At 41.2% G+C, this 19,993-nt stretch carries 14 protein-coding genes and 1 pseudogene; 5 read left to right on the top strand and 10 right to left on the bottom strand.

The features are described from left to right. Window positions 1–97: 97 nt before the first annotated feature. Entirely contained in the window at window positions 98–796 is a 699-nt protein-coding gene (locus IQ209_RS03795) for a hypothetical protein (RefSeq protein WP_193849132.1), read from the bottom strand. Window positions 797–1,808: 1,012 nt separating this feature from the next. Between IQ209_RS03795 and IQ209_RS03790 the strand changes: the two genes are divergently transcribed. Continuing rightward, on the top strand, window positions 1,809–3,149 hold the full coding sequence (locus IQ209_RS03790) for an MATE family efflux transporter (RefSeq protein WP_193849130.1): 1,341 nt from the start codon (window positions 1,809–1,811) through the stop codon (window positions 3,147–3,149). 62 nt (window positions 3,150–3,211) lie between these two features. Here IQ209_RS03790 and IQ209_RS03785 read toward each other — a convergent pair whose 3' ends face one another. The 3 genes from IQ209_RS03785 to IQ209_RS03775 form a co-directional block, all read right to left on the bottom strand. Further along, entirely contained in the window at window positions 3,212–3,877 is a 666-nt protein-coding gene (locus IQ209_RS03785) for a DUF799 domain-containing protein (protein WP_193849128.1), read from the bottom strand. Then, complete coding sequence (locus tag IQ209_RS03780) at window positions 3,877–4,233, bottom strand: DUF4810 domain-containing protein (RefSeq protein ID WP_193849126.1); 357 nt, start codon at window positions 4,231–4,233, stop codon at window positions 3,877–3,879. The genes IQ209_RS03785 and IQ209_RS03780 overlap by 1 nt, the downstream gene beginning before the upstream one ends. 68 nt (window positions 4,234–4,301) lie before the next feature. Continuing rightward, entirely contained in the window at window positions 4,302–4,973 is a 672-nt protein-coding gene (locus IQ209_RS03775) for a CsgG/HfaB family protein (RefSeq protein WP_193849124.1), read from the bottom strand. Between the two features lie 628 nt (window positions 4,974–5,601). Here IQ209_RS03775 and IQ209_RS03770 point away from each other — a divergent pair. Together IQ209_RS03770 and IQ209_RS03765 are read left to right on the top strand one after the other, a co-directional pair. Next, window positions 5,602–6,927 carry an amino acid permease gene (locus IQ209_RS03770; RefSeq protein ID WP_193849290.1) on the top strand — a complete coding sequence of 442 codons (1,326 nt, stop codon included), beginning with the start codon at window positions 5,602–5,604 and terminating at the stop codon, window positions 6,925–6,927. An 852-nt stretch (window positions 6,928–7,779) separates the two neighbouring features. Then, a pseudogene (locus tag IQ209_RS03765) lies at window positions 7,780–8,346 on the top strand (tyrosine-type DNA invertase); the annotation flags it as partial. Window positions 8,347–8,695: 349 nt separating this feature from the next. Here the strand turns inward: IQ209_RS03765 and yjiA are convergent. The 6 genes from yjiA to IQ209_RS03735 all read right to left on the bottom strand — a co-directional run bounded on the left by yjiA (window position 8,696) and on the right by IQ209_RS03735 (window position 16,099). Continuing rightward, window positions 8,696–9,658, bottom strand: a complete 963-nt coding sequence (gene yjiA / locus IQ209_RS03760; RefSeq protein ID WP_193849120.1) for a GTPase — start codon at window positions 9,656–9,658, stop codon at window positions 8,696–8,698. 19 nt (window positions 9,659–9,677) lie between these two features. Next, window positions 9,678–9,881 carry a YbdD/YjiX family protein gene (locus tag IQ209_RS03755; RefSeq protein ID WP_099118661.1) on the bottom strand — a complete coding sequence of 68 codons (204 nt, stop codon included), beginning with the start codon at window positions 9,879–9,881 and terminating at the stop codon, window positions 9,678–9,680. A 136-nt stretch (window positions 9,882–10,017) separates the two neighbouring features. Further along, window positions 10,018–12,171, bottom strand: coding sequence for a carbon starvation CstA family protein (locus IQ209_RS03750; protein ID WP_193849118.1), 2,154 nt, complete (start codon window positions 12,169–12,171; stop codon window positions 10,018–10,020). Between the two features lie 302 nt (window positions 12,172–12,473). Continuing rightward, on the bottom strand, window positions 12,474–13,982 hold the full coding sequence (locus IQ209_RS03745) for a phosphoethanolamine transferase (protein WP_193849116.1): 1,509 nt from the start codon (window positions 13,980–13,982) through the stop codon (window positions 12,474–12,476). 206 nt (window positions 13,983–14,188) lie between these two features. Beyond that, entirely contained in the window at window positions 14,189–14,998 is an 810-nt protein-coding gene (gene map / locus IQ209_RS03740) for a type I methionyl aminopeptidase (protein WP_193849114.1), read from the bottom strand. Window positions 14,999–15,097: 99 nt separating this feature from the next. Then, window positions 15,098–16,099 (bottom strand): Fic family protein, encoded by a 1,002-nt coding sequence (locus IQ209_RS03735; RefSeq protein ID WP_193849112.1) that lies wholly within the window; start codon window positions 16,097–16,099, stop codon window positions 15,098–15,100. A 377-nt stretch (window positions 16,100–16,476) separates the two neighbouring features. Between IQ209_RS03735 and mutS the strand changes: the two genes are divergently transcribed. Together mutS and miaE are read left to right on the top strand one after the other, a co-directional pair. After that, window positions 16,477–19,038: a DNA mismatch repair protein MutS gene (gene mutS / locus IQ209_RS03730; RefSeq protein WP_193849289.1), complete on the top strand. Its 2,562-nt coding sequence runs from the start codon at window positions 16,477–16,479 to the stop codon at window positions 19,036–19,038. A 32-nt stretch (window positions 19,039–19,070) separates the two neighbouring features. Continuing rightward, window positions 19,071–19,835 (top strand): tRNA isopentenyl-2-thiomethyl-A-37 hydroxylase MiaE, encoded by a 765-nt coding sequence (gene miaE / locus IQ209_RS03725; protein WP_193849110.1) that lies wholly within the window; start codon window positions 19,071–19,073, stop codon window positions 19,833–19,835. Window positions 19,836–19,993: the final 158 nt, after the last annotated feature.

The following is a 19,993-nucleotide window of genomic DNA, read 5'->3' as shown; positions in this document are numbered from 1 at the left end:
ATAATAAATTAATGTTTTTACTTTTATTTAATATTATTATGAATTTTAATTTACCTCTATTTATTAATATTTCCTTATTATACAAATTACGTATATATTAAAAATATAAATCTATCGGCAAACCAGAATTAAAGGCGCTCGTAATTTCAGACTGTGGAGTGTATAATTTCCATATGCTCTTTCCTTCAACACTTTCCCAAGGTGGAGAAGTCGGTTTACCATCTAACCAAAATTGAATTTTTCTTTGTACGTTAGGATTATTCCTGTTTCTATAGACCCATCTCAATTCATGTGAAGTTATATCAGTCCTAGCCATTGGATATTTTCTTTTATTTACTACATATTTCATATCGATGCCATCAAGAATAAAATGTATATTATTATTCTCAAGCAGATAAGTATTCCCATTGCTTGTAGTTACCCAAGATAATCCTCCTTTACATTTCCTTGAGAATAGTTTGTCTGCACTTTCCAATGCGGTATGATATTTAGGATGATTTTCAAGATGTAACATAAAACTCTTCTGATAGGGAAGTCTTTTCGTCGTGTGTATGTATTTATACTGTTCTTCCACCTGCTTTCGGATTAACTCATTTCGAAAGTATAGTTCTGGAGGGGTTATAAATTGATCTATAAACAGAACTTGAGAGCTAGGAGAGCTAGAAAGAATCTTCGTAGCAGCAGTACTTCCTTTGAAAGGCTGATATTCACGAAGATACCTTTCTCTTTCACTGTGTAATCCGTAAACTAAATCACCAATAATCAATTTGCGGGTAAAAGGCTCTTTAAATGGCATGTTTTTACACTCACTACTAAATTCATTCTTAAAAGGGAAAGTATGATACCATAAAAGAGTATACTATTTGACCATATCAGCAATTGTCAATGGGCAGAAGAAAATAAATTTATCAGGGCGAGATCTCACAATATTAACGATGCTATCTCGCTGAAAGCTCCCGATCGAGCAGCACAAATGGCACTTTTTAACCGGATTGCGTTAAATATCATTTACCAATCCAACTTCAAGTTACAGCTTGCAAATCAATGTGATTGTTTATATCTCCCCGCTACGCGGGGAGATATAAGACGCATCTTGAAAGGCGATTGGTATTAAAAAAATACCAGTATAAAAGATAGTCATGTCGCTAAACGTCGAAGAGCAATATGGTCAGAGAAATTTCGCAATCAACTTATTTTTGATTAAATTAAAAGCAAAGTGGAATCCCGTCCTGTTGTCAACATAGTTTACCCATTCATAAATTTAAGCTAAGCAGCCTGTTTTTCACGTTCAGGATTTGGAATAAAACCCACGTCGTGTCACTAACCACGCCATGTTGTGAGTCGGGTTCTGAATTACATTCATACCGTAAGCACCTAATTAAGCAGTGTATTTTATACGCTGTCGCCAATATTCACGTTCCACGGGAGCAGATCATGCAGGGGATCGTCGTAATAGCGTTTGGGGAGGTTCCAGTTCCGTAAAAAAATTTGCTAAGGTTGAGCTGTTCAAGTAGCCGTTTAATTTGGGTACGCAGCTCAGCCAGCGATTCGGCCTACGCCTGAATCTGACGATCTTTTCCCTGAATATCGGTCTGAAGCTGGTAGATGAGGGCTTTCAATTGGTCAATATCATCAGGCATATCAGTCATCATTCAGGCGCTCAGGGAAAAAACTTAAGTGTGACAGTGAAACAATCGCTTGTTCTGCCTATCAAATCATCAATAAACCCTGTAAAATCATCTATGCTTTCTGGATATGTCACACCGCAAAAGACCATTCATTTCACTTCTAATAAATAGGTTTTACTGATGCATCAGTCTGATGTTATTAATCGCTCTCTTTTTTCGTTAAGTTGGCCGATTTTCATTGATATCTTTCTGCATATGGCGACGTTATTAATCAATACGTACATGGTCAGCCATATTTCTTCTGCTTATCTTGCTGCAATGGGAGTGGGTAATCATGTTTTTGATCTCTTTATTACAATTTTTAACTTTATCAGCGTAGGTTGCAGTGTTGTCATTGCACAATATCTGGGATCAGGAAAACGCGATAAGGCGAGTCAGGCTATTCACATTTCTATTGCTTTTAATTTTGTGCTGGGTTTCAGTTGTGCTCTGATCACGGTGTTCTTCGGTTATAAGATCCTGCATATCATGAACCTGCCCGAAAATCTGATAAAAGATGGGTTCGCTTATCTGCATGTCCTTGGTATCTGTCTGATACCCGAAGCAATTTCGATTATTCTGGCGGCCTGTATACGGGTTTATGGAAAATCGAAATCGGCCATGTATATTACGTTGATTGCCAACCTGCTTACTATTGTCGGCAATATGATTGTGCTGTATGGATTCTTTGGATTGCCTCAATATGGACTCGAAGGCGTGGCGTGGTCTACGGTATTTGGTCGTACTGTCGCTGTTATTTTGCTCTGCGGATTACTGTTTTGTGGTTTGAAGATCAAGTTTGAGCCTAAATTGCTCGTGAACTGGTCTAAGAATATGTTGAGCAAAATCCTGCATATCGGCTTACCCGCCGCGGGTGAAAATTTGGTGTGGATCCTGCAATATATGACGGCACAGGCGTTTATCGGCCTGATGGGTGAAATATCTCTGGCCGCGCAAACGCTGTACTTCCAGCTATCTCTGTTCATTATGTTGTTTGGTATCTCTATCAGCATTGGCAATGAGATTATGGTTGGTCACCTTGTTGGGGCAAAGCGTTTTGAAGACGCCTATCTTCGAGGACTGAAAAGCCTAAAAATTGGCGTGATTGTTACAGTAGGCATCGTCTTAATGTTCTGGATTTTCAGGGAACCGCTTCTCTATGTCATGACGGAAGATCAGAAGATTGTTGAACTTCTGTTACCGTTGTTCCTGCTCTCGGTCTTTTTGGAGCCAGGACGCACTTTCAACATTGTGATGGTCAATGCTCTGCGTGCTTCTGGTGATGCCCGTTTTCCTCTCTATACCGCGTTGATTTGTATGTGGGGAATATCTATTCCCGTCGGTTATTTTTTGGGAATTACCATGGGTATGGGGATCTTGGGGATCTGGATAGGATTCTTCTGCGACGAGTGGATCCGCGGGTTAATGAACGCCTGGCGTTGGAAGTCTAAAAGATGGCAAACCAAGCGATTGGATGTCTAATTAAAAAATAACAGCAAAAAATGCCGCAAAACTGTCTGCGGCATTTTAATTTCAAGCAAATATTATAATTTTTCTTTGCCATAGAATTCTGAACGCGGGCCATACAGCAAGTGGCCATATCCATAGCCGCCCGCACTTAACAAGCGATTACTGGTAATGCCTGCGATCTCATGGCCTCTGTCCATAACCGTATTCGCTATCTGGGAGATAGCGGCCGATACCAGCATACCGATCAGACCACCGCTGGAGTGATTATCATTTTCTATGGAAGATGCGGTCGCAACACCACTCCATAGTTGTCTACCTGTGCGTAAATCCACCAAACGGGCTGTCGCACTGACGCGGGTATCACTGTTAATAATTTGGTATTGTGTACCGTATTGCGTGATATTCAGGTAAAGGGCGGAATCTGCGCCAAATATCTCATGCAGCTTTTTGTAGCTGATATTATGAATATCCTGCGCTTCTGTTACGCCATTTTGGCGGAAGGTTTCTTCAACCACCGCAACGGGATAAACATAATAGCCGGATTCTGCCAACGGATAAGTCACTTGAGAGAGAAAGCTGCCAGAAGCTTGCACTTCCACGGATTTATTGATGGCAGGCAAAATCAAAATAGACTTAGGTTTACTTTCTCTCAATGCGGAATAATCATACGGTTCATTGTTGGCACACCCTGCTAATACCAGCAATAGTAAAGCACCAATCCCCCCTAGAAAACGCTTCATTATTTCACTCCCTTATTCTTGCTTAACAGAAAATCCATATAAGGTGCTGACTCAGGAAACAGGTTTTTCTCTATTTCAAACTGCCGGAAGGCTTTCTCAATATTGCCGATTTTACTGTAAAGCAACCCCATTTGCGCGTGCAGACCTGGCGGAACAGGTTTATCTTTGGCTTTGGCTTGCTCAACAACTTTTTGCAATGCTTGGAGCTGTTCCTGCGGCCCCGTTTCATCCTGCTGGTAATATTCATACAGAGTGGGTTGATAATTCCCCCACTCATATAAGGTCTTAGGTGCAGTTACACATCCCGTCAATAATAATGCCCCCAGCAATATTCCCGTCTTTTTAATCAAAAACATATAGCAATCTTCCTTAAAAAATATCTCACACTTAATACTTAAGAAAATATTTATATTTAAATAAGTGGTTAATGAGTTGGTTTCCATGCACCATTTTCAATACCAGCGATGAGGTCATTAATGGCTTCACGAATCGCCAGATCTAACACTTTGCCGTTTAGAGTCGAGTCATAGCTGGAAGTACCACCAAATCCGATAATTTCCCGGCTGGAAAGTTTATATTCCCCGGCTCCTGCTGAGGAGAAAACAACTTCAGATGTTTCAGTATTCACAACATTCAGCATCACTTTTGCATAAGCAACTTGTGACTTACCACGTCCCAAAATGCCCCATAATTGATGATCGCCCACTTCTTTGCGACCAAATTCAGTCACGGAACCCGTAATAATGTAATTAGCTCCTTTCAATTTCTGGGCTTTGCCCTGTATATCCGTTTCCATCTTCAATTCAGACAAATTGGTGCGTTCCAATACGTTAAAACGACCAGTTTGTTGCAAGTGAGTGACCAAGATGGTTTTTGATTGGTTGCCTAAACGATCAATGCCATCAGAGAAAATGCCATTTTGGTAACTTGAGCGGTTTTCAAATTTACCCACTGCAATCGGGCTACGCATACCGGCATAGGTTGTTTTATAAGAAGTGACTTTTTGGACTGGAAGTGTCGATGAAGATTCCGTTGCACAGCCGATCAACATAAGAGAAGCCAGGCAAAGTGAGGTTAATGTGAGTTTGCTTTTCATTATTATATCATTCCTGATGACGGTTCAAATAAATGAGTTCTGTATTTTATACAGTGCATATAGCTAATATAAAAAACGGGAGAATGATAAATTTTGTTACAGCAAAAGTCCATTTAATTAACCACAATACCCCTGTAAAATTTTAGTAAAAAATGGGGCTATTTCCATATTTAGTTTTTCATCATCATGCATAAATAATTTTTATTCCACCAAACCATTTAGATCGCTTAATTTCAGATAATCATAATCCAATATTTTTATTTATTTTTAATCTGGCACATTTTAATGGAATATTATTTAATTTTATCAATGACACTGTTTCATTCGTTTTTATTACCCAAAAACCACTAACTAAAAAAGGTTAGCCAATTATATATTGATTTTGCATCATTTTTCATGTTGAATCAGGATTAAACTGTGTATCATCCCCTTTCATTAGTAAAAAAATCTAGATTAATCCCCTGATCTACAGCATAATATTAACGATAAAAAGGATTTAATCCTGACAAAGTGTTTTCGACAATTTTCTTTTTTGCGCAGTTTCCCTTTGCAATTTCTTCTTCATGAAGAAGTTGTTCTCCTTGAAATCATTGACTATCAGCACACGATAATTCACTTACTAAAAGATATGAAAACAGCAACAAAAAACAATGATATCACGCCACAATTATCTCCATCAGCCAAACGCGCCAACATGACGGAGGAAGAGTGGAAAAAAGCAATAAAATTCGACCATACCGATACTGGGTGGGTCATTATGAGTATCGGCATGGCAATCGGGGCCGGAATTGTCTTCTTGCCTGTGCAGGTTGGATTGATGGGATTGTGGGTTTTCCTGCTCTCTTCCATTATTGGTTATCCTGCCATGTATCTCTTTCAGCGGCTCTTCATCAATACCCTTGCCGAGTCACCAGAATGCAAAGATTATCCTAGTGTTATCAGTGGATACCTTGGTAAAAATTGGGGCATTGTATTAGGCGTCCTCTACTTCATTATGCTGGTGATCTGGATGTTTGTTTATTCCACTGCGATAACCAATGATAGTGCTTCTTACCTGCAAACATTTGGGGTCACCGATGAATTAATGTCGAAAAATCCGCTTTATGGATTGGTCTTAATCTGTGTATTAGTCGCTATCTCTTCCCGCGGTGAACAATTACTGTTCAAAATATCCAGCCTAATGGTCATAACCAAGTTATTTGTTATCGCAGCATTAGGATTTTCCATGATCGGTATGTGGCATCTTTACAATATCGGGGCATTGCCTCCCCTGGAACTATTGATCAAACAAGCCATCATCACGTTACCTTTTACGCTCACGTCCATCCTGTTTATCCAAACACTTAGTCCAATGGTGATTTCTTATCGCAATCGGGAAAAAAACCGTGAGGTTGCCCGTCATAAGGCACTGCGAGCTATGAACATTGCCTTTGGTATCCTGTTTTGTACGGTATTTTTCTATGCCATCTCTTTTACGCTGGCAATGGGACATGACGAAGCACTCAAAGCCTATGAACAGAATATTTCAGCATTAGCCATTGCCGCCCAATTCTTTCCCGGCGGTTGGGTTATTGCCGTCAGTATTATGCTCAATGTCTTTGCCGTGATGACTGCGTTTTTTGGTGTTTACCTTGGATTTCGCGAAGCCAGCCAAGGCATTGCCATAAATATTCTTAGTCGCCTGATGCCTGCTGAAAAGATCAGTGAAAAGTGGGTACAAAAAGGCATCATGGTTTTTGCCATCTTGTTGGCATGGAGCGCGATCCTCCTGAATGCCCCAGTATTAAGTTTTACTTCTATTTGTAGCCCAATATTTGGCATCGTTGGCTGCCTTATTCCGGCTTATTTGGTCTACAAAGTTCCTGGCTTACGCTATTACAAAGGGATATCGCTTATCTTGATCATCTTTACTGGAATCTTACTATGTATTTCTCCTTTCCTGGCCTTCTCCTGATATAAGGGCTTATTCCCCAGTGCGCCCTAAATTCTCGTCTTTCTGTTAGAGGATATAAGGCGCATTTAACTCACCAACTCCCTACAAAATTTACTGCATTTATCCATTAAACAATCCTTTTAATGATAGCTCTATACTTAATTAATCATGGAAAATATCTATTTAATTAAATTTCACAAACAGAACAAAAAACAACCAGCCAGTTCAATCCAAATAAAGATATAATAAACAATAGAAACTATAACTACTGTTATCAAATTAACTCCCCCCCTTCCTTTAACCTTATGTTATTACAAACATTACTCCTTGTTCTCCCTTGGGATTTCTCCTTTTTCAGCCAAAAAACGCATTTGTTCAGAATAAAAATCCAATAACAAACAAAAATATGAAACATTGTTTCAAATACTCCAAGTAAAAGTTAAATTTCAATCAATAATAAGGCGTTATCCAAACAACTTAGATAAATCATTTACTTTTTCCACTAAATGCAGTAAAAATACAAACCCAATACACTTAAAGGGATTTTTAAAAGAATAAAAAACTAAAAAACAAACCGAGCCAAATGATTAGTTGTAAAGTTCAATAGAGTTGTTTTTATATATGGAATTCTATTTATGATTGCCTCATTCTGTGTATCAGAATCACATAGCACGTATTTATACGATTTCAATTAGCATTTTCATTAAAAATAAGACAAAAATAAGCAGCAATTTTTTATTTGCGCTATTCCAATTAAATTAATCTGGTATTTAGCTAATCATGTTTAAAAAATACTAATGTTTTGTTGTATTCGATTAACTTAAATACCTTGCTATTCACAATTTATCTCTCTGATTTCATAGGAATGATAATTTCATGAAACAACGTAAATTTTTAACCCGATACGAAATAGACGCAATTTTGGCAGCAACAAAACAAGGACGTCACGCAGAGCGGGATTATTGCATGCTGTTAATGTGTTTTATTCACGGCTTTAGGGTAAGTGAGTTATGTAATCTATGCCTATCTGATCTCGATTTGAATTCAGCGATCATTCATATCAGACGGTTAAAAGGTGGGCTTTCAACCACACATCCTTTAATTCCAGAAGAAATTGAAGCGTTAAATAAATGGCTAGATATTCGCCAAAAATGGCGCGATGCCGATTCTCCGTGGGTATTTCTCTCTCAAAAATCGGGCCCTGTTTCACGCCAACAAGTTTATGGTTTATTAAAGCGTTATGGAAAACAGGCGTCTGTCAGTGTTTCTCCACATCCGCATATGTTAAGGCACGCTTGTGGTTATGCATTAGCTGATCTCGGTCGAGATACCCGCTTGATTCAAGACTATCTCGGACACCGTAATATTTCACATACTGTAATTTACACCGCCAGTAATGTGAAACGTTTTTCCAGAATTTGGGAGTCTCACTCTAAATAGTTGTGTTATTTTTTCTGCTGTTTTCACTAACATGATTTGTTATTGTAACAATCTCCACTCATTAATTTGTGGAGATTGCCGGCAGATAAAATAGACAATACCATGAAAATCTACGATAAATGACTGTTTTTTTTACGTATGACAAACTCAATTTGTAAATAGATTTTGTTGTCATTGTATTGTATTTGTTAATGCGAAAAATTAATTCTTTAAAAAAATTTAAGTCTACAAGATAAATATATAAATTTTTATTTAAACTTGAGCAGCGAATTTATATGAACAATTTCACTGCTCAATAAGAAATAAAAATGAACAATTAAAATTCCACAGAAAATTATTACTCAATCAATTATTCTTCAAGCAATTCCGCAAATTTTTCACGGATTTTCTGTTCTGGTAGATCTATACCAATAAAAACCAGCACACTTTCACGTACTTCATTATCGCGCCATTCTCTATCCCAGTCTGCGCTATACAGACGCTGAACCCCTTGAAACAGTAACCGACATGGTTCTTCTTTGATAGCAAGAATGCCTTTGTACCGCAGGAGATTATCCGCGAAACTCAGTAATAGCTCTTCCATCAGGTTAGAAACTTCTGGCAGTTCAACGGGGTGCACTAAGTTAATGACTATCGACTGAACCGAGTTTTGTTGTTTGGGGATAAATCGAAAAATGGGTGTCGAAATCGTCAGTTTGTCATTCAACATAAAACCTTCGATATCGAACAGTAAGTCTAAATCTGCTTCACCTTGAATAACCTTATGGATAGGCGCTCTGGCATTGATTCGCTGCAAACGTTCAACCAAGACATCATGAACCGGAGCAACATCTGTTTTGGTTAAAAGAATTTTGTCTGCATATCCCACCTGTGCCTGTGCAATAGAAAAACGATCTAACTGCTGCTCCGCATGAACGGCATCCACCAGCGTAATAATGCCATCAAGCAAAAAACGCTGGCACAAAATTTCATGGGAAAAGAAAGTTTGCGTGATCGGACCGGGATCAGCCATACCTGTACATTCGATAATCAGGCGGTTAAAGTTGATCAGCCCTTTATCCTGGCTATCCAGCAAGTCCAATAATGCATCTTCCAGCTCATTCGAACGACTACAGCAGATACATCCGTTGCTTAATGTCTTAATTTGGGTTGCGCGATCACCAAGCAATTCATCATCAATAGGGACTTCACCAAATTCATTTTCAATGACGGCGATTTTATAACCATGATTGGCATTAAGGATATAACGCAGCAGCGTCGTTTTACCTGATCCCAAAAAACCGCTCAGGATCGTGACTGATATTGGTTGCATTTTCGTTTCCTGATTTTTACTAACAGCAGCGCATTCCGCCTTTGCCATCGCCACCATAGCGAGCATTCTGTCGTTCGCGAAAAAATTCTTCATAAGACATATAAGGCTTATCTGGGTGGTTTTCCTTCATGTGCTGTACATATGTGTCATAGTCGGGAACGCCCACCAACATTCGGGCTGCCTGCCCCAAATACTTGCCTGCCCGACCAAGATTACCAAACATAAATTGTTCTCCGAGGCTTGTTCTATAAGGAATAGCTTCCCAATAAAAAATACCCCACATAATACAAAGTCAATTATGTGGGGTATAGCGGTTACTGATACACAATAATTTGGCCGGTATCAGCTTGAATATCGCATCAGTGCGTAGAAGAGACTTTCACCCCACCTTCAGGAACCGGAACATAAGGCGTTTCATTATCGGTACGCTCCGGATTTTTGCTTGCTTTGATCGCGGTTTTGATACCATAGATGATAATGCTGTACACCACTATCAGGAACAGAATGCTTAAACCTGCATTGGTGTAGTTATTCACAACAATGTGATTCATGTTACTGATTTGCCCAGCCGTCAATTCTGCACCACCTTCAGCAATTCGCTGCTTATATTCTTTCGCCAGGAAGAAGAAGCCCTCAAGCCGTGGGTCATCACTGAATAATTTCAGCCCCAGCGCCCATGTGGTACAAATCAACAACCAAACCGCAGGAATAACCGTTACCCAGATATATCGGGTACGTTTCATCTTGATCAAGACAACCGTGCCCAATACCAACGCAACGGCGGCCAACATCTGGTTAGAGATACCAAATAGCGGCCATAAGCTCTTGACGCCGCCCAATGGATCAACCACACCTTGATACAGCAAATAACCCCATAAGCCAACACAACCGGCTGTACCAATGATGCCCGCAATCAGAGAGTCCGTTTTTTTCAGGAATGGCACAAAGTTACCCAAAAGATCCTGCAACATGAAACGGCCAGAGCGTGTACCGGCATCCAGCGCCGTTAGGATAAACAGAGCTTCAAACAGAATACCAAAGTGATACCAGAAGCCCATGTCTGCCGCAGGGATGATCTGATGGAATACATGAGCAATACCCACAGCCAAGGTTGGTGCGCCCCCGGCACGGTTCAGAACGGATGGCTCACCAATGTCTTTTGCTGTTTGCAAAATTTGATCGGGTGAAATAACAAAACCCCAAGAACTGACAGTCGCTGCCGCATGGCTTGTTACTTCTTTTAAAGAGGCCATAATCATTGGTGCTTCGGCAGTACCCAAGTTATGCAAGTCAGGCATGGTAATGCCCAGCGCTGCCGGAGGGGTATTCATAGCAAAATACAGTCCTGGCTCAATGATGGATGCAGCAACCAATGCCATGATCGCCACAAACGATTCCATCAACATCGCACCATAACCAATGAAACGGGCATCTTTTTCATTTGCCAACAGCTTAGGCGTCGTCCCCGAAGAGATCAGGGCGTGGAAACCAGACACCGCACCACAAGCAATAGTAATGAACAAGAATGGGAATAGCGTTCCTTTCCAAACTGGCCCAGTACCGTCAATATATTGTGTGACGGCTGGCATTTTCAGTTCAGGGTTCAGTATGATAATCCCAATCGCAAGGCCAACAATAACCCCAATTTTCAGGAAGGTTGCCAGATAGTCACGCGGCGCCAAAATAAGCCAAACTGGCAATAATGCAGAGATAAATGCATACCCGATCAGTGCATAAGTGATGGTGGTATCTTTAAACGTCAACGCGGGTCCCCAGTAAGGATCTGCGGCAACAACCCCACCAAACCAAATAGCGGCAATCAGCAGGATAATACCGATCACGGAGACTTCACCCACACGTCCCGGACGGATATATCGCATATAGATCCCCATGAAAAGCGCAATGGGCACTGTCGAACAAACAGTAAATACGCCCCACGGGCTTTCTGCCAGTGCTTTCACGACGATTAAGGCTAGTACCGCCAGAATGATGATCATGATTAAGAAGCAACCAAATAGAGCTATTGTGCCTGGCACTCGCCCCATTTCTTCCTTGATGATCTCACCCAATGATGCCCCATTGCGACGGGAAGAGATAAACAGCACCATAAAGTCCTGCACCGCGCCAGCAAGCACTACCCCTGCTAACAACCACAATGTTCCTGGCAAATAACCGACCTGTGCCGCCAATACTGGCCCTACTAACGGACCTGCCCCCGCAATAGCGGCAAAATGGTGTCCAAACAGGACATTTTTGTTGGTGGGAACATAGTTCAAACCATCATTATTGACAACAGCGGGGGTTGCTCGCGTGGCATCCAGCCTCATCACCTTCGTGGCGATATACAGGCTGTAATACCGATAAGCAACCAAGTAAACGGCTACGGAAGCGACAATGATCCACAAAGCACTCACGTGTTCTCCCCGACGCAGCGCAACGACTCCAAGACAGAATGCGCCAATTATCCCCAATATCATCCAGGGGATATGTTTTAACAATTTATTATTCTTCATAAAACTTCCTTTTCCACAGTAAGACGAACAGCAAGTCATTATTTAATTTTTACTTCCTTCTCCATAAACCGACCATCTACAGCCGGCAGGAAGCGATACCCATAAAAGGTATATACTCCTCGTCACACTGCACTATGATATAAAACTCTCCCTGATAAGAGGGAGAGGATCTTACTCAGCGGTTGAATACCAACATTAAGCGGTCAAAATCCCCCAATCAGTGGTTCATACACATAAAGCATGAACCAAGTTTTGTGAGGTAACTCACTTCCTCAATAAATTGCAAGACGAAGGTATCTTCATCAATCGAAGTTAATGGCGTCATCCTTTAGGTGATTAAAGTCTTTATATTCGTTACTGAATGAAATCACTGTATGTTGGTTTGGACACACTTGGTTGGAAAACCAAGCACATTTGGATACCAGGCGAGGTTCTTCAATTCCCAACCATGTGGATAACATAGACAGTAGATTCAAACCGCTGCGGGGAGCATCTATGATATTTTTGCTGGCGGTGTTCTTGTTAGCATTTTTAATGATATAGTCATAACCGGTAATAATAAAGGGAACTTGATAATTCTGCTTATTACTATCGTTATGGGTCAGATTCTCGCTATCGGTGTTCTTATTCACAAGTGACAAACCATGATCCGCAAAGTAAAGCATTGTCCAGTGCAATTGATTTTTATTGGCAATACTTTCAATGTCAGCTAGCAGGCTGTCCGTATTATGAATACTCTGAAGATAGCATGAAATATTTTTGGAATGAAAATAGGTGCCGTATTTATCATTCGTTCTGGTGCAAGGTTGTAGATGCGATCCCATTAAGTGAATAATAATCAGTTTCTTTTTCTGCTCATTCTTCATTAATGCTTTGCGAATATAAGGTAATAAATTTTCATCCGGCATATAACTACGATCATCTGAATGACCTTCTTTTAGAAAAGCATAATGATTGGCCTGCTGCCCAATCAGTGCTACAGGAGAATCAAACCCTCCCTTCATTCCCTGGTTGGACAACCAGTAAGTTTCAAATCCCGCTTTTTTCGCCAGTGAAACAAGACTGTTGTTCAGTTGAATTTCATTTGCTTCACGAACTGCCAGAGAGTTAGTCAACGATAACTGTGTCGATGGTGCCGCAGAAATATAGTGGGTTAACACGGTGGCATTCGCGTTATCCAACCAAGGGGTATTTTTATCCGGGAACCCATAGACACTCATAAAATCGCTTCGGACGCTCTCACCAATCACCATGATATAGGTGTCGTATTTATCTTCTTTCACCACTGGCTGCCAGTCATCCCGATATTTAATAATCTTGGCAAATCGGTGATTTTCTGACATGACTTGCTTGTAACTCTGATAGACATCACTAAAAAAGCGCACTTCCGGTAAACTGGTATTTAAAAGTTCCGAGCTATCTTCAAAACCCGATTTTATATATCCTTTGGCTGGTGACCAGAACGCTGAAATAAAGAACAGAGTAAACAACCACTTTTTACTTTTGCCTGATACGCTGACATTTAGCTTAAGTGAAAATATCATCAAAACAAAAATAGCTATAGCAGTTAAATAAGTTGAAACAGAAAGGCCACTAATATATTCCACTGTTTCGTTTCTATTGGTATAGATTAATGATCCTACAGCATTGATATCTGGATAGCCGTAATTGAGGCCAATTGGTGTATAGAGCACTCCTATCAAGGAAAAAAAAGCAATCAAAAAGATATATATTCGTCTACTGATAGCAGCCAAAAATAAAAAGAGTGCAAAAGCACTGAAGACATATATTAGTTTTAATTGATACCCCAAACATTTATGTATCAGAAAAATAAGAAAAAAGAGAACAATAAAACAAGAGAGATTCTTGTTTTTATAAAGCCAAGACATAATCACCCTGTAATTTCACATAGCCGTAGTTAAATTTCTATAAACCCAACATGGCGCTATTTTAGCCAAATAAAACCCAACACTGCACAATGCAGTATTGGGAAAACTATCACATAATAAATTGTAATTTATTGAATGATCGACAGGTAACGTGCAAAAACGTCGCGTTCTTCATCCCGCAGCGTCAACACGTTAAAACCATCACGGGTTACCAAGATCGTATGCTCAAACTGAGCCGATAACCGACGATCTTTAGTTGTTACTGTCCAACCATCTTTATGCAGTTTTATATCCTTTTTGCCTTGGTTGATCATAGGCTCGATGGTGAACGTCATTCCCTCTTCCAAGATAATACCGTCTCCCGCCTCGCCATAATGCAGAACTTGTGGTTCCTCATGCATATTACAGCCAATACCGTGCCCACAATATTCACGTACCACCGTGTAATTATTTGCTTCGGCATGTTGCTGTATTGTATGACCAATATCTCCCAGAGTGATACCCGGTTTGACGATCTTAATTGCCTTATATAAGCACTCTTGAGTCACATTAACCAGACGTTTGGCATGGGACGGCACATCCCCGACATAAAATGTGATGCTGCTATCGCCGTAATATCCCTCTTTTTTGACGGTAACATCCACATTAACAATATCCCCATTTTTCAGCTTCTTTTCTGAAGGCCAACCATGACAAACAACATGATTAACTGAGGTATTGACTGTATAAGGAAAACCATATTGTCCTAAGCTACCCGGTATCGCATCAAGGGTATTGATAATGTAATCATGGCAAAATGAATCAATTTCAAGAGTCGTAACACCAGGCACAATAATAGGACGGACAGCTTCAAGTACTTGACCAGTCAAGCGCCCCGCTATTTCCATCTTCTCTATTTCGTCCTTATTTTTTATTAGTATTCCGCTGCTTCTCGTCATATTATTTTTTTCTCTTAATACAAGTTTGTAGGTTCCTTTTTAATCATGCATCCGCAATAGTGAATAATTCAAGCTAACATTGATCTAAAATTTACTGAACTATCCAATACGCCAATAGCCTCCTTTCTTCGCCCCAATACGAATCAAACGCCCGCTATCCTGTAATATCTTAATATTTCGTTCTATTGTGCGCCGGCTTACTCCCAATTCATCCGCTAATTGGATTATAGTGATGGCAGGACGAGCAGTAATAACCGATAAGATTTTTTGTGCAATAGCCTTTAGTGGTTGTGGATTTTCTACCGACATTTCTACCGACATTGCGACAGAGTTCTGTTTTTGCAGATCCAGGTTTTCTCTAAGCGTTTCGGCTAATTTTTCCAGCATAAAATTAATAAATAGCGTACAGTCGCTAGTACGGTCACACTCCCTAAACACCCGATAATAGTCCTGTTGTTGATAATGAATTAACGTTTCTACCGGTAACCACGCTAATTCAGGACGCCATTCGCTCAAAATCAATGTTTGCCACAAGCGCCCCATTCGACCATTACCATCAGTAAATGGATGAATAAATTCAAACTCATAATGAAATATTGAACTGGCGATCAATGGGTGAATATCCGTCTGTTTCAGCCATGTCAGCAATTCGTCCACTAACCGTGGTACTTGACTAGCAGGAGGAGCCATATGGATTAACTGTTTTTCTTGATAAATTCCCACATCTCCTCCACGTAATTGCCCTGGGCGATCAACCAATCCAGTCATCAGTAGCCGATGTGCAGCCAATAAATCCGTTACACGGGAGCTATGCCAGTCCGATAATTTTTCATAGGTCAATATGGCATTGCGCACTTCCTGAATATCCCTTGCTGGTGCCAACACGCGCTTTCCATTAATAATTGCCGTCACCTGTTCCGTAGATAAGCTATTATGTTCAATTGCTAATGATGCCTGTATGGTACGAATGCGATTTTCTTTACGTAATACAGGCGAAGAAGTTTCCGCTTGCATTGACCAACGCCCTAATAGCTCACCAATTTCTACTACTTGATTAAGTATATCCGGGGTAATAGTGTATGGGGGTTGGTAAATAGCCACGATAATTTCCTCTAAGTCCGTCAATTCTTGATATCTCTTATAGCATTCAAGTGCTTTATGTTATCTGCTTTCTTATTATTTGATAGCATGGCTTAAGCCAAACAACAATCGAGCCGCTTCGCAATCCTGCTGAATTGTGAAAAAATCTGATACATTCCTGTGAGTAATCCTGCTAACCTACTATTTAAATCTTCTAATCGCATCCACAGATGAATCACACAGATTATCAGTGATAAGATAGCGTTTTCGCCCAGGATGAGGTCTATTAACGTTCCATCCTTAGCTGATTATATTTAGGTTTTGTCATTTAGATGGGTTGACTGAGCGTCGCTGGCCCAACTGAGTCAACAGGAATAATAGAATTGAATCAAGTCAATATGAAAGAATCTCCAGCAAAGGATATAGATAGCCATACTCCCATGATGCAGCAGTATCTGCGTCTGAAAGCACAGCACCCCGATATTATGCTGCTGTATAGAATGGGGGATTTTTACGAGTTATTCTATGACGATGCCAAAAAGGCAGCGAAGTTACTGGATATCTCCCTAACCAAGCGCGGGCAATCAGCTGGTCAACCTATTCCGATGGCGGGTGTTCCTTATCATGCAATCGAAAACTATCTGGCAAAACTGGTACAACTTGGTGAATCTGCGGCGATCTGTGAACAAGTTGGTGATCCTGCAACCAGTAAAGGCCCTGTTGAACGCAAAGTTGTGCGTATTGTCACTCCTGGCACCGTCACTGATGAAGCTTTATTACAAGAACGTCAGGATAATCTGCTCGCCGCTATCTGGCATGATAATCAGGGATTTGGTTACGCGACGCTGGATATCACTTCTGGCCGTTTCCGCGTTTCTGAAATGTCCGATCAAGATAATATTGCCGCAGAATTACAACGCACTCGTCCCGCGGAATTACTTTATCCTGAAGCCTTTGAGCATATGGCGTTAATTGAACGTTGTCATGGCTTGCGCCGACGCCCAATGTGGGAATTTGAGCTGGATACAGCAAGACAGCAACTTAATTTGCAATTTGGCACCCGTGACTTGATTGGCTTCGGAGTGGAAAAAGCGACGCTCGCCCTGCGTGCAGCAGGCTGTTTGCTGCAATATGTCAAAGATACTCAACGCACCACTTTACCCCATATTCGCAGCATGACGATGGAACGCCAGCAGGAAACGGTTATTATGGATGCCGCCACCCGTCGTAATCTGGAGATAACACAAAATTTATCCGGTGGCACTGAGAATACGCTGGCGGCGGTACTCGATCAATGTGTGACACCGATGGGCAGCCGAATGCTGAAACGCTGGCTGCATGCACCAACCCGTAATAAAGATAGGCTGGGAAATCGCCATCAAGCCATTTCCGCATTACAAGAAATCGGTTATGAATTACAGCCATTTTTGCGGCAGGTCGGTGACTTAGAGCGAGTGCTTGCCCGTCTTGCTCTCCGCTCTGCCCGCCCTCGTGATCTGGCCAGAATGCGCCATGCTTTCCAGCAATTGCCTGATATTCATCAGATCCTAGCATCCTCAGATGCCCCTTATATCCAAACGCTACAGCAGCGTGTGGGACATTTTGATGAATTGCAGACTCTGCTCGAAAATGCGGTTGTCGAAACGCCTCCTGTTCTGGTGCGTGACGGTGGCGTCATTGCTACGGGCTATAATGCTGAATTGGATGAATGGCGGGCACTAGCCGATGGCGCCAGTGATTATCTGGATAAACTGGAGATCCGCGAACGCGAGAAACTTGGCATTGATACCCTGAAAGTAGGCTTTAATGCGGTACATGGTTACTATATTCAGGTCAGCCGTGGACAAAGCCATTTAGTCCCTATCCATTACGTTCGTCGCCAAACGCTGAAAAACGCAGAACGCTATATCATTCCTGAATTAAAGGAATATGAAGACAAGGTGCTGACTTCCAAAGGCAAAGCACTTGCCATCGAAAAAGCCCTGTACGAAGAGTTGTTCGATCTATTGTTGCCTCATCTGGCCGATTTGCAAACCTGTGCCGAAGCGCTGTCAGAGCTGGATGTACTGGCAAACCTCGCCGAACGTGCTGAAACCCTAAATTACACCCGCCCAATACTAACCGATAAAGTGGGTATTCAGATCACTGGTGGTCGGCATCCGGTTGTCGAACAAGTATTAAGCGAACCGTTTATTTCTAACCCATTGACGCTCTCGTCACAGCGCCGTTTGCTGATTATTACAGGGCCGAATATGGGGGGCAAAAGTACCTATATGCGTCAAACGGCTTTGATTACGTTGATGGCTTATATTGGAAGCTTTGTTCCTGCCGAAAAAGCGGTTATTGGCCCTGTAGATCGTATCTTTACTCGTGTCGGTGCATCCGATGACCTGGCATCAGGACGCTCTACCTTTATGGTGGAAATGACCGAAACTGCCAATATCTTACATAACGCGACTGAACACAGTCTGGTTTTGATGGATGAGATCGGCCGTGGTACATCAACCTATGATGGTTTATCCCTGGCGTGGGCCTGTGCTGAAAATTTAGCTAATCGCATCAAAGCAATGACCCTGTTTGCGACTCACTATTTCGAACTGACAACACTGCCTGAGAAACTGGAAGGCGTCGTCAATATTCATCTTGATGCTGTCGAGCATGGCGATACCATTGCTTTCATGCACAGTGTGCAAGAAGGGGCCGCAAGCAAGAGTTATGGGCTAGCCGTTGCTTCGCTGGCAGGTGTTCCACGCGATGTCATTAAACGTGCGCGCCAAAAATTGAAAGAGCTGGAATCACTCTCCAATAATGCAACAGCAGGCCATGTCGATACACCACAGTTAACCCTGCTGACAGAAGAGACATCTCCGGTAGTTGAAGCATTGGAAAACCTTAATCCAGATACCTTGACACCACGTCAGGCATTAGAGTGGATTTATCGTCTGAAAGATATGGTTTAACAATGAATGAAACAGCCATGAATGGAACAACAATGAAGTTTGATACTAATCTGTTAGCGCCCATTTATCAATTTTTACAGTGCGAAACTCCCGACCAATGGGTAGAAAAGGCACGGCTGCCTGAGAATTTGCCAATTTTATTGCGCGATCATCTGCTATGTGAATTGAAAGCGGCACAAAGTGCTATGTTCTTAATTCGTAAATATGCCGTTGCTCCTGAGAGTGCTGATTCTCTGTTGGCCTGGTTTCAGCCCTATGAGGATTTTGCCTATAAAAAAATTGGCGATATTCATTTATTGAAAGGAAAAAATCAGGCCACCAAGCAAATTACCGCGCGGGCAAAAGCACCTTATAGTCAAGATCTCATCGATAAGATGGTGTTATTGATTAAGGAAGAGTTGCATCATTTTTATCAAGTATTAGAAATCATGGATGCCAGAGGGGTAAGCTATGACAGTATCAATGCTAGCCGCTATGCTAAATCCCTATTTCAGCATGTTACCAATCATGAACCTTATACGTTGGTCGATAAATTGATTATTGGTGCTTATATTGAAGCACGCTCATGCGAACGCTTCGCAAAATTGGCTCCTCATCTGGATGAGGATTTGGGTAAGTTTTATATTTCTCTGCTGCGTTCAGAAGCTCGCCATTTCCAAGATTATTTGATGCTCGCTCAGTCAATATCTAAAGAGGATATTACAGAAAGAGTGAATTATTTCGGCCAGGTTGAAGCAGAACTTATTCAAACTCCCGATCATGATTTTAAATTTCATAGTGGTGTTCCGATTATCTAAAATTGATAAATGTCACACCAAAGGGTAATGAAAATATAAATGAGTAAATAAAAGGTGGGCTAAATAAGCCCACCTTAGGATTACCGCCTATCTTCTCTATACCAATCTAACTTCAAGATGCGTGTGATTTCTCCCCACTTCGCGGGGAGAAATCACGT

Source organism: Xenorhabdus sp. BG5, assembly GCF_015163665.1.
GTDB lineage: Bacteria > Pseudomonadota > Gammaproteobacteria > Enterobacterales > Enterobacteriaceae > Xenorhabdus.
Note: the sequence above shows the minus strand (reverse complement) of the source record. Positions and strands in the feature narration are given on the sequence as shown.